Source organism: Fulvivirga sp. M361, from assembly GCF_007097395.1.
GTDB lineage: Bacteria > Bacteroidota > Bacteroidia > Cytophagales > Cyclobacteriaceae > Fulvivirga.
On record NZ_VKDC01000002.1, the window covers coordinates 1 to 15,259 of the forward strand.

A 15,259-nucleotide genomic window follows, 5' to 3' on the forward strand; every position below is an offset into this window, starting at 1 on the left:
GAAAGTAAAAGGAAAAACCGTCCTCAAAATCGCACTAGCCAAACAACGAAGAAAATGGTTCAATGGACTTTGGAATACCTCAAATCAAGTCCAAACACCTCTGATATTTCCTATTGCGTAATTTGGGTTTATGCATTAGGATTCTACTACAAGAACAAGTTACTTCAATCTCAAGCACTTATGAACATTTTGATACTCACCATAATGATCACTATGCCTCCGTGTCAAAATAACCCTAAGCCCTTGATATTCTAGCACTTTGCCCTTTCGTAACGAATCTTAATGCATAATGCAGGTTTAAAGTGGTTTTTGCTCTCGCTTGTTTCTTAGGTTCTACCTAAAACTTAAAATAGCTAAGAATGTCCCCCCAGGTCTATGTGAGACCATAGTCACTTGAATTGTTGGTGAAAAATGCCTGATCCGCGACCTGAGTCAAAGTAATGCTATAAGAATTAATAAACCCTCTTTACAAAACTTACGAACCTCAACATTGGGTTGTATGGAAGAGGTGAAATAATGTGGTAGTAATTGATACGATATCCTCCACTGAAGGCATTTTCATTCCTGCAACACCTTCGAGGAATTCAGGAGAGATAACCCAGCCACATCAATAAGCACAGCAAAATGAACATAAGCCATATCCCAACCGCTATTTTGTTACGATTAAGCGACAGTTCCACTACTTCTTTGTGTTCCAGACGATCATTCAACTCCTCCCAGGCATTGTCATCAAAAGGTATGTCATACTCCTCTGCGGCTTTCTTGAACAGATTATCCAGATCTCTCTCAGATATATTGTTCATAAACCTCCTTACTCGTTTTCATCAGCATCTTCTTTAAATTTGCCCGTGCTTTGGACAAATTTGATTTGGATGTCCCCACTGAAATCCCCAACTTTTTCGATATATTTTCATGACTGTATCCGTCAATTACATACAAACTGAATACAGCCTGATACACCGGGCTTAGTCTTTGAACCAACAACAAAATTTCTTCATAAGACAGGTCTCCCACTACATTTGCTTCTACCGCTTCGTCATAACCATCATCAATGTCTGAATGATAATAATGCTTTTTGTTAGACCTGAAATGGTCTATGGCAGTATTGATCATAATTCTTCTTATCCAGGCTTTAAAAGGCTTGGAAGTGTCATATTGACCTATCTTGTTAAATGCTTTAATAAAAGCATCGTTGAGTATTTCCTTTGCTTCCTCTTCACTTTGAGAATAGCGCACGCAAATACTCATACAGTACGCAAAATAATGCTTATACAGCAATCTCTGACTCTGGCGGTCTCCTTCCTGACATCCTTTAATAAGTACCATTAGTATTCAATTAAGAACTTCCCCGATCCTGTATCTTCTGGATTGGGTCTGCCATTTTTACGTAGGATTGTTGTCTTAGAGAAGCCAATAGGGTATTGACTCCACCCATTATCAATTCTAAGCTCATCTTTTCCATATTTATCATACTATTATGATCCATTTAGATTGGCTCCATTTTTTTCCGCGGCCTTTATGTTACTGTTGGCTTTACCATCAAAATCTCCTTTTGTATTCATTTGAAAATCCTTTGTACCGTTGATGACACCCCTTTTATTACGGACAATTCTATTCTGATTCCCTGATTCGCTCGGGGTCTTATTTCATCCTTAATCACTCTCGAAAACAGGTCCGGATCTCTGAACATACTGTCTTCATATACATGAACCGGAAATGGTATGACTGAATGGTTTGCAAAGAGAATTGGATTATTATTACTTCTCTCCCTGTACTCTACCCAATCATGGTCTACCTCAGCTTCTATTCTAAAGTATTCATTGAACTTTTGTGTGAAGACGCTAAAAGCTGTGCCTGTCATTGTAAGTAATTTGTGTTGAAAGCGATATCCGGATTAAAACCCGGTTATCTTATTTTCCACAAAATTCATCACAAGGCCGGAGTCTCACTATCAGATATGCGGCTAACTTTATCATTTTTCCGACACACGTTTCCCGTATTAGCTATCATTATTCCGACACCGAATAACTGTAACCCTTGATTTCAAAAAGGATTCTCTGAAGCTCTAAACCTGATTTGGCCTATGGTACTGGGGAAAAATAATACAGGATTTTATTATAGTACAGGTACAAAGGGGTTTACCTTATGTAACTGGATAAACTCTTGTTCGACAATAGAAGAGAAGGAGATATTCCAAATTCTTTTTTGAACTTTTCGGAAAAGTAGGATGGACTGGAAAATCCTACTTTAAAGGCAATTTCAGAAATACTATATTCATTTGTAAGAATAAGTTCTTTTGCACGATGTAACCTTACCGAAGAGATCAGTTGATTAGGAGACTTATTGGTAGTGGCTTTAAGTTTGCGTTGCAATCGTCGTTCACTTGTACCTATATGTTTACTAAGTATCTCCACATTGAAAGTATCATTATCCAAATGCTCATCTATACATTGCAAAACATTTTCAAAGAAGGAGTCTTTCTTCGGTAACTCATGTTGCGGAAAGTCAACAACACCTGAATGGGAACGGTTCGGGTCATTGACGGTAAACAAAGGAAGCGCATCCCCGGAAATAGTCTCGAACGTTGACTTTTGTTGTGTAAATTTCAAACCTGCCCCGGAGAGTAAGTATTTGACCGTTTGGGTGACTAAAATTTGGTTTGGCCGGGCTTTATCAAGGATCGATTTTACAAAGGTCTTGGTCTCACCGCTTATGGATTGGGTCTCATCAATAGCAACTTCCCAGATGTGAATGCCAGTAGCAAGCTGTGCATTCACACGTCGCATACCATCCATCAGGTCCATACTACAATGAACGGCTTTGCTTGGCCCCTCAAAACTGGCTATTAAGGTAGAGCGGTCATTTTGAATTAATCTGCCGCGATACTGTTCTACCACCTTCCGTATCAACTCTGTAGTATTTTGATAGGTATCACCAACAAATAGAATACGCGCCACTACAATGGTGAGCAGTTGTTTTTCATACTTTATGGCTGGCTTGTCATCTAAAATAAACGCCTTCATCCGGTGCAAGATTACTTCTGTATTGCCAACCCAGAAAAGATGGTCATTACCATCGAGTTCGACAAATACGGCTCCTTTGATACGTTCAGATATAAATCTTCCTTCCTCAATTTTCACATCAATATCATGGGTCCTTTGCATGACCAGGGTAGGTACATTTATTGAGCCAAGGATATCGATGATATCTACCTGGGTATTCATTTTGGTAAGTACCAGGGCCGCACTGGGACTGGCCCCAGATCTAAAGTAATTGGACAACCAATCCATGAATTTTGTATCATGGGTCTTCGATGGCACAAGCTTTTCCAGCCCCATTTCACCCTTTCCCCAATGGTGCTCGATCATATCATATACCTTTTGGCGCTCTTCATCAGTAGGTGCCCAGGGATAGTCCGGTGAGTATCTGCGCTTGGCGAAAATCCCGAAAGTAATCAATGAGATCACCCGGTTGGGATAAGTGGCAGCGAACAATGTGGAAACACAACCTCCTTCCGAATGCCCAAACAAAACTGCTTTTTGAGAATCCGTCGCATCCATTACAGCCCGGATATCGTCCATTCGTTCTTCTAAAGTGGAAAGTTCCACCACACGATCCGAAAGACCGGTTCCCCGCTTATCAAAGATAATGACCCTGGTTATTTGCCCCAGTTCTCTTAAAAAACGTACTAATTCGGGGCATTCCCAGATCCAGTCAATATTAGATACCCAACCGGGAATGTAAACCAGATCGATTGAACCCGATCCAAAAACCTGGTATGCAATATTAATGCTGCCGCTTTTTGTGTACTGCGTCACAGGTTTACTGAATTCAGCTGACTCTTCTATGTACAAATTTCGATGCGAAGCCATGTTCATAAGTGACTAATCCTAAGATATAATTAATACCCTTTAGCAGTTGGATACTTTATTAAAGGTATACGTTTCTTTTCAATGGACTACGTTACGTGACCAATATAATACTCATTATGAGCATCATGCAATTATAATTGTCAGCTTTTATCCGGCACCGGTCACTATTACATTCCTATTCAGGGAACCGATTAATTACACATCTCACCTTTTATTTTTTTACTTATTCAAGTCGATGTAGGGCCGCTACGCTTGACCAAAGACCTGGGAGAGGTATCATATCCCAAAAGCTACCTCTGCAGTGCCCCCGGAGCAAACCCTATTCTTAAATCAGCACGCATAACGCTATCGCTATATATGCGTCTGGCAGACCAATAAGACTTTATACTTTTGCCCTATCATTTATCTGTTTCTAATAAAAGTTTTTCCAGATAAGGCTTCATCTTAAATTCTTTGCTAAGAATATCGTACTCCTTCTTAGCATCTATCCGTTTTTTAAAACCTGTACGGATAGCTCGAACCATTGTATTTTTTTCGGTATACCTGGATGAAACGAAATCAAAAATATCCACCTTGTATTCATTTTTTTCCAGCAACAATGCTCTTAAAGTATCAGAAATCATCATGAGTATTTTTTCTCTAAAAGACTTGTATCGAACCACTATTTTAAAAGACGTAGGTTTCATGCTAATGGAATGTTGACAGCAAGCAACAGATAATATAATTTTAGCCTTGCTTTTAATACCTAAATACATGGTTTTGTCCGTTGCCGTATCGCAAGCATGCAATGAATATATCAGATCAATTTTTTGATCTGTCGAAAAATCTATAATATCGACCGGATGAAAGAATATATTGTTAAAATTCATATCGGCTGCCAGCTTTTCATTTAAATGCATCAGCCTTTTATTGTAGTCAATACAATGAATTTCGATCTCTCTATTTTCGATCTTGTGATAAAAATAATAAACCAAAAAACTTAAATAGCAGTTGCCCGCACCACTATCAATAAAGACAAGTTTTCGTCTTTTGGATGTCTTTCTTAGGTTGGCATGAATAATTTCCAAATAGGCAAGTACCTGTTCTATTTTAACCTGTTTACTAAGAGGCGAATTTGAGTTTCTGTCTTGTAGTTTTAATAAGAAGAATAAATGATTTAATTCTTCTTTTATTTCTTTAGTAATAAGCATTTTCGTGAATTTTTCACGAAGTAATTTGTCAGTATGATTTACAAAAGGAATGTACTCGAATGGAAGGAAAAACTTATGAAAATCCAGTTACAACAATTTACTTCAATTAATAATTAAATTGAAATTCCAAAGCGTTAAGGATTAACCTCAAAGCCTTTTTGTAGTATTTGTAATTTAGATTTCTCGTTCCCAAGCCACTAAGAGTGTATGGGTTGGATTTCCTGCAGTATGTTTTAAATTTTACACAAAGCTAAAAAACATTTTACTATTGAAAACTTAAATGGTTGTTTTTCTATTTTCCATAACAGATGGCTTATCACTACCCGGTTCCTAAGACTTTTTCCACAGTTAAGTATGCTGAATTTTCGAAGACTACATGTATTTACAAGGTGGTGATATAGGCTTCAATTGAGTCAGCTCCTAATGCCTCTAACTTTCCGGAGTGTTCTTTTAATAGCTTAAATGCTGTTCTATTAATTTTATTTACAGGTATTTGTTCCCATTTTTCAAGATTGGACTCAAAATGAGAGTCAAAAATATTCTTGGACAATAATTTGATTACCATATGATTTGCAAACGCATGTGCGTAAGACATGTCATTTTTCGCATTGGCAATGAATTTGTCTATTATTTTATACGTAGTCTTTTTAGCTAAAAACAGTTCGGTCAATTTTGCTCTATACTCTAAATCAGCTTGTTTCAATTTTGGAAATAATTTGTAGTCCGAAAAATGCTGCCCCTCATGGGACACATAACTAATTAAAAACTCTTCCTCATTCTTAGGCCCATACGATTCTTCCACACAAAATAATTTATTTGCGGTAGCCCATCCACCACTAAAACTATGACCAAAGGTTGTGTAGTGAGCCCAGCCATTACTAATGAAATCTCTCATAAAAACTACAGGAACTTTAATGGTTGGCCCTTCAGGAAGATCTATACTGTAATCAACTTCCTCTTGGTCTTTCCAAAGGTATAAGTCATACAAATGCCCCGTTTTTCCCATTGCAATTCCATGCATGTTCTTAGCTTTAAAAAAGTCTTGAAATAAGGTAAAACAATCATCATCTATTTTTCCAATACTGAGTTCAGGTTTGAAGTGTTCTTTTAAAAAGTAATTCATTTCATCTCTAAACAGACTGTCTGCTAAATCTTGAGAGACATTTTCAATGATTACTGATCTCCAGTAGTTCTGGAAGCGTTTAAAAAGGTCAACTATCTCAGCATCATTAGTGTTGTAATCAAAATCGTCATTCCTGTATAAGAAGCGTTGGTAATATTTGTTCTTTTTGCTTCTCTGCTTTTGGGTTAAGTAACCGTCTTCGGTCATCTCTAACATTTCAAAAACAGCATGCATATTACCCCTTAGTGCATATGGGTACAATTTGTTAAAATTAGTGCTGTCGACCTTTGAATAGGCGGTTGATTTATTTTGGGCGCCGGCAGCTAAACTCATAGTGAACAGTAAAATAGACAATGGCAACTTCATGGAATAAAAAATTAGAAATGAAGTTCAAAGAAAGGCTAAGCGGAGAAAATTAAATTGTATGGGATTAACCTTTTACAATTTCTCTGTAGCGTGAAGGCGTAGTGCCAAAAAAGTGTTTGAAGTGTCTTATAAAATGGCTTTGATCATAGAAACCGCTTTCAACGGCTATTTCAGTTAGTGGTTTTGAGGAGTGTAACATTAGGTCTATTCCTCTGGAAATACGCTGTCTCAACAAAAACTCCCCAAAAGTACAACCTGTTTTTGACTTAAATTTCCTTACAAAATAATTAGGATGTAAACATAAAGAGTCCGACACCTCATCTATGCTGTACTTTTTTTCAGGATTTAATCTAACTTCTTTTTTTATTTTATTAACCCATACTGTTCTACTCAATGTATTCTGGGCATATTGTTGTTGAAATAAAAGATGTAAATTTTCTTCAACCATAATGGTTAAAAGTTCATCTGAAAAATCATTTCGAAACCCATAATGTATTTTTAAGATTTCCAAATTGTGCTTTTCGAACTGTATATAGTCTGATAATTTTGAATAATGTTTCTTATCCGGCAGTTCTTTTTCAATTTCAATATTGAAGCAAAAGCTGTTACATGATCCAATTCTATTCTTATGTTCAAATCCTTTCGGTCTAAATAATGTACTTCCCGTTTCAATATCATGCTCTGAAACTATAGATTTCTCATGATACAATCCATGAAGTAATAAGCTGATATAGGGATGTTCATGCTCGTGTTTCGGAACGTTCATATTTTGGCTATGATCTGTCCTTGAAAGGGTAAAGCCACTTAAGGTTCTCATTTTTTGAGTTTGTCCCATAAATGTTCCTGCCTTTAGTTTTTCAGCTTTCATATACCCCTATGAGTTATTCTGAAACAACGTTCTTTTGTTTACTTGTTTTGAATTTTCAAATTCACGACAATTCAGTAAACGTACAAATTTGTCCATTTACTTCTCTTATCTACCTTAGAAATACTGAAATGTGTGCTGATAGTAAATTTGGAACGCACTACACTTTGTTCAATGCACTACAGGAGGAGGTGCAACCAAAAAGAGTATTACTTCATGCGTACCACCTCGTCGTAGCGTGAGCAAAAAGGAGCTACCACCTTACCACAGCCAATAGCGTCTTGCTCGATCTCTCTCTGTAGTCCAACCTTACTCAGAAGAAGGTTGTTGTTTCCACAAAAGCAAAAGCTTTAACCTCACGCTCTTAGTTTGTTTTCACAGTATAACATTGGGTTTATCCTTTAGTGAGACAACAGTCCTGTCTAGACACCCTACGAGCCGGAAGCTCTCACCGATTATAGGTCTTAGGAACGCTACGCTTAACCAAAGACCAGGGAGAGGTTTTAATTGCTTAAATCATAAAAGCAATGCTAGAATTTTTACCAATTTACATCCGGTAATCCAAGGCACAGACCATAGCCGTCAGGTTAAGGATACATTAATGGGTTCTTCAAGTAAGCGGCTCTTGATGATATCGGCCATTTGCTAGCGATACAGTGACTATTTTTTCATTTTCCGCAAGGCAGCCCCTTGTTTTTCTCTGTTCACTACCGATGTAGTCTGGCTGTTACACAAAGCCCTCAAAGAAGCTCAGAGGAGCACAAAGGGTGAATAGAGTATCTTTGTGTAACTCATTGGAGCTCTGTGGACTTTGGGTCATAACCAAAATCAGGGATGGTCTAAATAGATCAGGAGAGTAGCAACCTTAACCTGACGGCTATGGGCACAGACGCGGACTAGTTGGGGATCGCTTCTGCCTCCTGCGGCGTCATCGGTTTACGCTACTTTTAGCCAAATTTCATTCGTTTTGGAAATTGTTATGCATCTCTTAATTTTCCATTTTGCTGCGCAAAGCTTTAGGCAAACGCTTTCCGCAAAAAATGATGAAATTTTAAGATCATAAAAAGCTTACCTATGAAAAACGCCCGTTTACTTCTATTTTTTCTTGCCTCTCTTTTGGGTCTCTTTTCTTGTGAAAAGGCCGAAGAGACGAAAGCGCCAAACATCATTATTTTTTATGTAGATGACCTGGGATATGCCGACCTGGGGTGTTACGGGGCAAAAGGTGTGACTACCCCCAATGTTGATCGTCTTGCCAGTAATGGAGTCCGGTTTACCGATGCCCATAGCACTGCAGCTACCTGTACCCCTTCGCGATACTCTTTACTTACAGGAAGTTATGCCTTCAGGAATGATGCATCCATTCTGCCGGGGGATGCTCCTCTGATCATAGATACCAATGGAGAAACAATAGCCTCGGCTGCCAAAGCGAATGGCTACAGCACAGCAGTCATCGGTAAGTGGCATCTGGGCCTGGGTAAGGGTGCCATAGACTGGAATAAAAGGATCAGCCCGGGGCCGGCGGAAGTTGGGTTTGACTACTCCTTTTTGATCCCTGCTACGGGAGACCGGGTGCCTTGTGTTTACCTGGAAAATCAGCAGGTCGTCGGACTGGATCCCGAAGACCCTATCACTGTTGACTATAACAAAAAGATAGAAGGGTTACCGGTAGGTTCGGAAAATCCTGAACTGTTAAAGGTAAAAGCGGATGCACAACACAATAATACCATTGTTAACGGGATCAGTCGTATTGGATTCATGTCTGGTGGAAGTTCCGCTCATTGGGTAGATGAAGAGTTTCCAGACGTACTGGTACAAAAAGCACAAAACTTTATAGAAAACCATAAGGACAGTTCCTTTTTCCTTTTCTTTTCCTTTCATGATATCCATGTACCACGCATCCCGCACCCCAGGTTTGTAGGAAAGAGTGAGATGGGCCCCAGAGGTGATGCCATCGTTCAAATGGACTGGACGGTAGGGCAGATCATTTCACAACTGGAAAAACTTGGTCTGGACAAAAATACGCTGGTGATCTTCACCAGTGATAACGGCCCTGTGCTGGATGACGGGTACATGGACCAGGCCAAAGAACTCATAGGCGATCATGATCCGGCAGGCTCTTTCAGAGGCGGGAAGTACAGTGCTTTTGAAGCCGGCACCCGGGTACCTACCATTACCTACTGGCCCGGCAGGATCAAACCCCTTAAGAGTGACGCTATGATCTCACAAGTAGATCTCTTTACTTCTTTAGGCAAACTTATGGGGCCTGCATCACCCAAAGGCAACCCTGATAGTGAAGATATACTGAAAGAACTGCTCGGAGAGTCCACTACCGGCAAGACTTATATGATAGAAGAATCTTTTGACCTGGCACTCAGAAAAGAGAATTGGAAATACATACGCCCTAAACCGGGAGCTGTAGCTTACCTGGAAAGTAAAGATATGGAAACCGGAATGTCTGAAACAGATCAGCTTTATAATCTGTCGGATGACCCGGGAGAGACGAAAAATGTAGCAGAGCAGTACCCGGAAATAACGGCTGAATTGAAAAAGAAACTTGAGGAAATGGTTAACCGATAACCTTCCTTCTATCAATATCAAAGAGAATAGCTTGCGCCATACTATCAAAATTGCCCGAATAAACGTAGTAGTTTATTCGGGCAATTTCATATAAATCCTTATTCTCAATTAAAAAATGTCCTGATAATAATCCGGAGTTTAGTAAATGATCACTTTTCTGTAATCATATGCACCACCAATGTTCACCTCGAGTATAAACAGACCTTTAGTGTGCATTTTCAATTCATCCGTACTAAATGTCAAAATATGAGTTCCCGATATGTATTCACCCATGGCATTTTCATACAATAGCTTTCCTGCATTATCAAACACTCTCAATCCGATGGTATTCCTTTCCTGGAGATCCACGCTCAAATTAAGTTTCCCTTCTGTTAATGGGTTAGGATAGATAATGAGATTTTCTTTATCCAGTGATTCATCTACAGTAGCCGGGTTTGGCAATTCAGCACCTGCTAATCGGGCATTTGCAGTCCCGACATTTGTAAAGGACCATTGCTGATTAGGGTTACCATTGCTGGAACTCCAGAGGTAAAGGTTTTGGTTATTGGCACCTCCGGCATTTCCGTCAATAGAGAAGCCTGAAGCATTACGCTTTTCTAATCGAAACTTGCCTCCACCTAAATTCACCTTCCTCCAGTGCTGATTCTGGTTATTATTCTGACAGCTCCACAGATAAACATTCTGTCCATCTGCTCCCCCGTTCCCTCCATCCAGGCAAAAGTTGGTATTTCTTTTTTTATAGGTGTAATATCCACTTCCCCGATCAATTTCAACCCATTGTTGATTTACATGATTGTAATAGGTCCATAGCCTCACATTTTGTCCGTTAGCGCCTCCATCACCTCCATCGATGGAAAAGTTTGTTGCATTTCCCTTACGCATGGTAACTACGGGGTTAGATCCACCGCCGCCACCGGGAGGGTTACCACCTTGCCATACTCTCACCCAATCTACCAGTAGGGAAGGTAATGCTGCTCCGGGTTGCGGAGTGTTTGCCTGGATAGGGTTGTCAGGCTGAACCGGATCATTGAATCCATTGTATCCATCTATCACATGCGGAGTAGAAGAAAAAATAAGTTTTAAAGGATATACTTCAGCGGCAGCATCTGATGCTCCTACAGACTCAAAGTATTTGTTTCCGTCATACCAGAAAGAAACCTCAGTGGGCGTCCATAATACTCCCCATCTATGCCATGAGAAAGCGTTTCTGTTGTTATCTCCATGGGTATGGGACCTGTCATCGCCTCCTATTACATTATCGTTTCGGAAGTGGTGAGAAGAACTGGCCTTGTTGTTGTTCCACCTGCTGGAAAAGCCACTGTACTCCATCATATCAAATTCAGTGGTTTCAAAACCGTTAATGCGGTCACCCCATATCCACCAGGTGGGCCATATCTGGCCGTTGGCAGCATTATCTATTTTTACCATAGCTTCATAGTAGCCATACTTCGGAAATGCTGCCCCATTGCCATATTTTTGCTTGGAATCCATCCAGCCGCCAAAATGTGCCCCGGCGGTGTTCGTCACATTTTCTATTCTCAACACCCCTCTACCCTCTACCTGTACTTCATTCACCGTCCACGACACAAACGGAGCATCGTTCCGGACTCTCCATTTGCCGGTATTGATAGAATTGTCGTTGAATTCATCCTGGAAAACAGGATTTTCCCATCCGCTACCGGGAGGCTGAGCAAAGCTGACAGAGCTGCTCACCCATAGAAAAGCCAGTAAACATGTAAATTTTAAAATCTTCATAGCGATCAATTTTGTCACATTAAATATTACTTCAGCGCAACTGTAACATAAAATAAGTATAAAATTGATCAGAAACAGGACAACGGTTTGCCCAAAACACGGTTGCTAAAACCCTATTCCGATAAGACTAACCGTCAAGATATTTTGTTTACTAACTCGTAATTAAGAAGAAAGAGGCAAAAAAGTGTTGCCCCCACATACTTACTTAGTACGTATGATGGTCTCGGCTGTTTTCAAAGGTTTATCCAATGCCATTGCCTTCACGTTAATGGTACCTGCGGCATTTTTTGATTTTACGATCAGCATACACTTGCCGTAAAAGGCCCTCTGGTAATCAGCGGTAAAAGGGGTAACATTGGACGGATCGCCATTTCCTACTGCGGCTATTTCACCTTCTCCTTCTACAAAGAAGCGTATTCGATGGTCTGCCCAGGGGCATAAGTTACCCTCTTTATCTACTACTTCCACCGATATAAAGCTTAGGTCCTGCCCATCAGCACTGATCTCTTTTCTATCTGGCGTGAGCCTGATCTGGTAAGGCGTTCCGGCAGTTTTCATTACTTTCTCTGCCACTTTCTTACCATCGTTATATCCAATTACTTTGAGCTCTCCGGGTGCATAAGGCACATCCCAGCGAAGCCGGTATTTGCTCATAAAATCACCCCCCTCCCATTTGGCAAAATCAACTTTTATCGGTGTTTTATCCACTCCTTTGACACGCTTACCCAATGACTTACCGTTGAGGAAGAGTTCCGCCTCCTCACAGTTCGTAAAGCTGTATACGGGAATGGTCTCACCTTCTTTTCCTTCCCAGTTCCAATGTGGCAAAACATGGACCATGGGTTCAGTAGTCCACTGGCTTTGATAAAGGTAGTAGCGGTCTTTGGGAAACCCCACTAAATCTACGGGAGCAAAATAAGAACTATGTACGGGCCAGTCACCGTTCCAATAGCCATTAGTACTGTTGTCACGTCCTCCATAAGGAGTGGGCTCACCCAAATAGTCTATTCCGGTCCAAATAAACTCACCTATCACGGAAGGGTTCTTTTCAAGTGCATCAAATTCAATGTCCGGCGGATAGGCCCAGCCCGGGCCAATAATATCGTAGCTGGTCACTTGCCGTGACGGGTGTGTCTGATACTTTTCAATAGGGAAATGATAGGCTCCACGCGTACTGGTGCATGAAGAGGTTTCCGAAGCAAGAATGATGAAATCAGGATTTTCCTTCAGCCAGTTAGCATACTCCAGGGGCTTATAGTTAAACCCAACCACATCCAGTGTTTGCGCCAGCCCATTATCAATGGCCGGATACCCGGAGTTAAAACCGGCGGAGACCGGCCGGGTCGTATCTTCTTCCCTTACAATTTTTGATAGTACTTTAGCCCATTTGGCCCCATCTTCCTGCCATTGCTCCAGGATTTCATTTCCGATACTCCACATAACTACGGAAGGGTGGTTCCTGTCCCTTCGGATCATGTCTCTTAGATCACGTTCATGCCAGTCCACAAAGAACTTATTGTATCCATTAGACACTTTTGCCATCTCCCAACAATCGAATGCTTCTACCTGTACCAGAAACCCCATCTTATCGCAAAACTGCAATTGCTCAGGAGAAGGAGGGTTGTGACTCGTTCTAATCGCATTTACCCCCATGGATTTCATGATCTCAAGCTGCCGTTCGGTAGCTCTGCGGCTGACTGCCGCTCCCAAAGGCCCCAGGTCGTGGTGCAGGCAGGCCCCTTGCATGCGAGTAAGCTTTCCATTCAGAAAAAAGCCTTTGCCCACTTCGTATCGAATGGTTCGGATACCTAGTGTTTCCGTTTGATTTTCAACCACTTTCCCATCTTTTTCGATTTCCATCCGTACTGAATACAGGTATGGGTTTTCAGTATCCCATAAATTAGGCCGGGGTACTTTTAGCGTGGCTTTTTTTTGAACCGGTGAAGCAGAAGGCAGTGTAACAGGAATAGACTTCTTTACCACGACTCTACCTTCTTTGTCAAGTATTTTGGTAATCCATTTCACTTTTGATGCTCCTGCGGAAGCATTCACAATTTCGGTCTTTATTTCTACCGTAGCGCTTTTTTTAGTCACTTCGGGAGTAGTTATGAAAGTACCCCATGTCTTAAAATGCACAGGATCATTGACTGAGATCCATGCGTTACGATAGAGCCCGGCGCCAGGATACCAACGGGAAGAGAGGTCTTCAGGTTGGAGCCTGACGGCGATGACATTCTCACCACCGTAGTTCAGATAAGGAGTCAGGTCAAAATGAAAACCTATATAGCCAAACGGCCTGTTCCCCAGGAATTTTCCATTGATCCAAACGTGTGCATCGTACATAGCACCGTCAAAGGTGATCTCGGTCTGCTTGTCTTTATCTTCGGCAGGAACAGTAAATGACTTTCGATACCATCCCGTGCCATGAAAAGGCAAACCTCCTGCCCTGGCATTGTATTCCTTGCTAAAAGGCCCTTCCATAGCCCAATCATGAGGAAGGTCGAGCGTTCTCCACTCCGAATCATCAAAGGACGGGTTTTCCGCACCTTCGGCCTGACCTTTATGGAATTTCCAATTGCTGTTAAAACTGGCTTTCTCTCCTATCCATTGTGCCTGCCCTATGGACTGGATAAAGACTACTAACAAGCAAACTGCTCCTACTGCTTTGAGGTGCCTCATCATATCATTTTCTTTTAATCGAACTTGTTAAAAGTAAAAAAATTGAGACAGTACAAATGAGCAATCGGTTGTATTCAATTATCCGGATCGTTCATTGATCTATTGCAGCTTTAATTCGATCTATTTAAGACATGTAAATGAGGGGTTTAGTTAACCCATTAATTTGATTAATGTAATTGTAAAACCCACCTGGGCAATAAAGAAAAACAATAGCCGCCAAGTTAAAGCTGAAATGATCTTAGCTTCGATACGTTCGGCTAAATCATCCTGTGTCATGCTCTTGATCTCGCTGACAAGTTCTTTTGAATCATCCTCAGAAAACTTACCTCTAAGCAATTCAAAAAGCCTTATTTCTGTCGTTGTTTTCATATATCAAATATAAATATAACAAAAGGTATTACGAAACGGTAGCAATTTCGATTCATTACACCTTTCATTTTTACATTTACCTAATACTTTTTTTCATCTTATTCTACCCAATTAATATAGCAGTAGTTTGTCCCTTTACTTACTTCTTTTGAATATCTTATACAGATACATGAGATCTGTTTCTAAGCGTCTATAAAACATTCCATGCTTTTCACTCAATTTCCTTTGAATTTTTTGGTTTTCTGCCTCTTTTCTCCTCAAAGATTGAGTATCAGATGACCTTTTGGATTACTGATATAGATGTTTTCATTCAAGTTTATAAATTGAACATCTATTTCATGAAAATGGTTAATATTATTAGCCAAGTAACGCAAGGGTTTACCAAGTTTCCAAATACTACCTGATCACCGGCTTTTAACCTTGTATTAAATCTTCGTATTGCAGACATCAGGAAAAACCT

11 protein-coding genes are annotated in these 15,259 nt (G+C 40.4%); 1 reads left to right on the forward strand and 10 read right to left on the reverse strand.

The genetic code is table 11. From position 1 onward, the window contains the following. Window positions 1-584: 584 nt before the first annotated feature. The 7 genes from FNH22_RS01445 to FNH22_RS01475 all read right to left on the reverse strand — a co-directional run bounded on the left by FNH22_RS01445 (window position 585) and on the right by FNH22_RS01475 (window position 7,419). Window positions 585-803: a hypothetical protein gene (locus FNH22_RS01445; protein WP_143396519.1), complete on the reverse strand. Its 219-nt coding sequence runs from the start codon at window positions 801-803 to the stop codon at window positions 585-587. Next, window positions 787-1,326, reverse strand: a complete 540-nt coding sequence (locus FNH22_RS01450) for an RNA polymerase sigma factor (RefSeq protein ID WP_143396520.1) — start codon at window positions 1,324-1,326, stop codon at window positions 787-789. The genes FNH22_RS01445 and FNH22_RS01450 overlap by 17 nt, the downstream gene beginning before the upstream one ends. A 232-nt stretch (window positions 1,327-1,558) precedes the next feature. Further along, entirely contained in the window at window positions 1,559-1,861 is a 303-nt protein-coding gene (locus FNH22_RS01455; protein WP_143396521.1) for a hypothetical protein, read from the reverse strand. 277 nt (window positions 1,862-2,138) lie between these two features. Further along, complete coding sequence (locus FNH22_RS01460) at window positions 2,139-3,818, reverse strand: alpha/beta fold hydrolase (protein ID WP_185154036.1); 1,680 nt, start codon at window positions 3,816-3,818, stop codon at window positions 2,139-2,141. Window positions 3,819-4,270: 452 nt separating this feature from the next. Then, entirely contained in the window at window positions 4,271-5,062 is a 792-nt protein-coding gene (locus FNH22_RS01465) for a methyltransferase (RefSeq protein WP_143396523.1), read from the reverse strand. A 382-nt stretch (window positions 5,063-5,444) separates the two neighbouring features. Continuing rightward, complete coding sequence (locus tag FNH22_RS01470; protein WP_143396524.1) at window positions 5,445-6,518, reverse strand: hypothetical protein; 1,074 nt, start codon at window positions 6,516-6,518, stop codon at window positions 5,445-5,447. A gap of 97 nt (window positions 6,519-6,615) precedes the next feature. Next, complete coding sequence (locus FNH22_RS01475; protein WP_143396525.1) at window positions 6,616-7,419, reverse strand: AraC family transcriptional regulator; 804 nt, start codon at window positions 7,417-7,419, stop codon at window positions 6,616-6,618. A 1,071-nt stretch (window positions 7,420-8,490) separates the two neighbouring features. On the opposite strand from FNH22_RS01475, the gene FNH22_RS01480 reads away from it, so the two are divergent. Next, window positions 8,491-9,996 carry a sulfatase-like hydrolase/transferase gene (locus FNH22_RS01480; protein ID WP_143396526.1) on the forward strand — a complete coding sequence of 502 codons (1,506 nt, stop codon included), beginning with the start codon at window positions 8,491-8,493 and terminating at the stop codon, window positions 9,994-9,996. 138 nt (window positions 9,997-10,134) lie between these two features. Here FNH22_RS01480 and FNH22_RS01485 read toward each other — a convergent pair whose 3' ends face one another. The 3 genes from FNH22_RS01485 to FNH22_RS01495 form a co-directional block, all read right to left on the reverse strand. Then, entirely contained in the window at window positions 10,135-11,751 is a 1,617-nt protein-coding gene (locus tag FNH22_RS01485; protein WP_143396527.1) for an RICIN domain-containing protein, read from the reverse strand. 201 nt (window positions 11,752-11,952) lie between these two features. Then, window positions 11,953-14,433 (reverse strand): beta-galactosidase GalB, encoded by a 2,481-nt coding sequence (galB, locus tag FNH22_RS01490; protein WP_221420191.1) that lies wholly within the window; start codon window positions 14,431-14,433, stop codon window positions 11,953-11,955. Between the two features lie 147 nt (window positions 14,434-14,580). Continuing rightward, window positions 14,581-14,799 (reverse strand): hypothetical protein, encoded by a 219-nt coding sequence (locus FNH22_RS01495; RefSeq protein ID WP_143396528.1) that lies wholly within the window; start codon window positions 14,797-14,799, stop codon window positions 14,581-14,583. Window positions 14,800-15,259 lie beyond the last annotated feature (460 nt).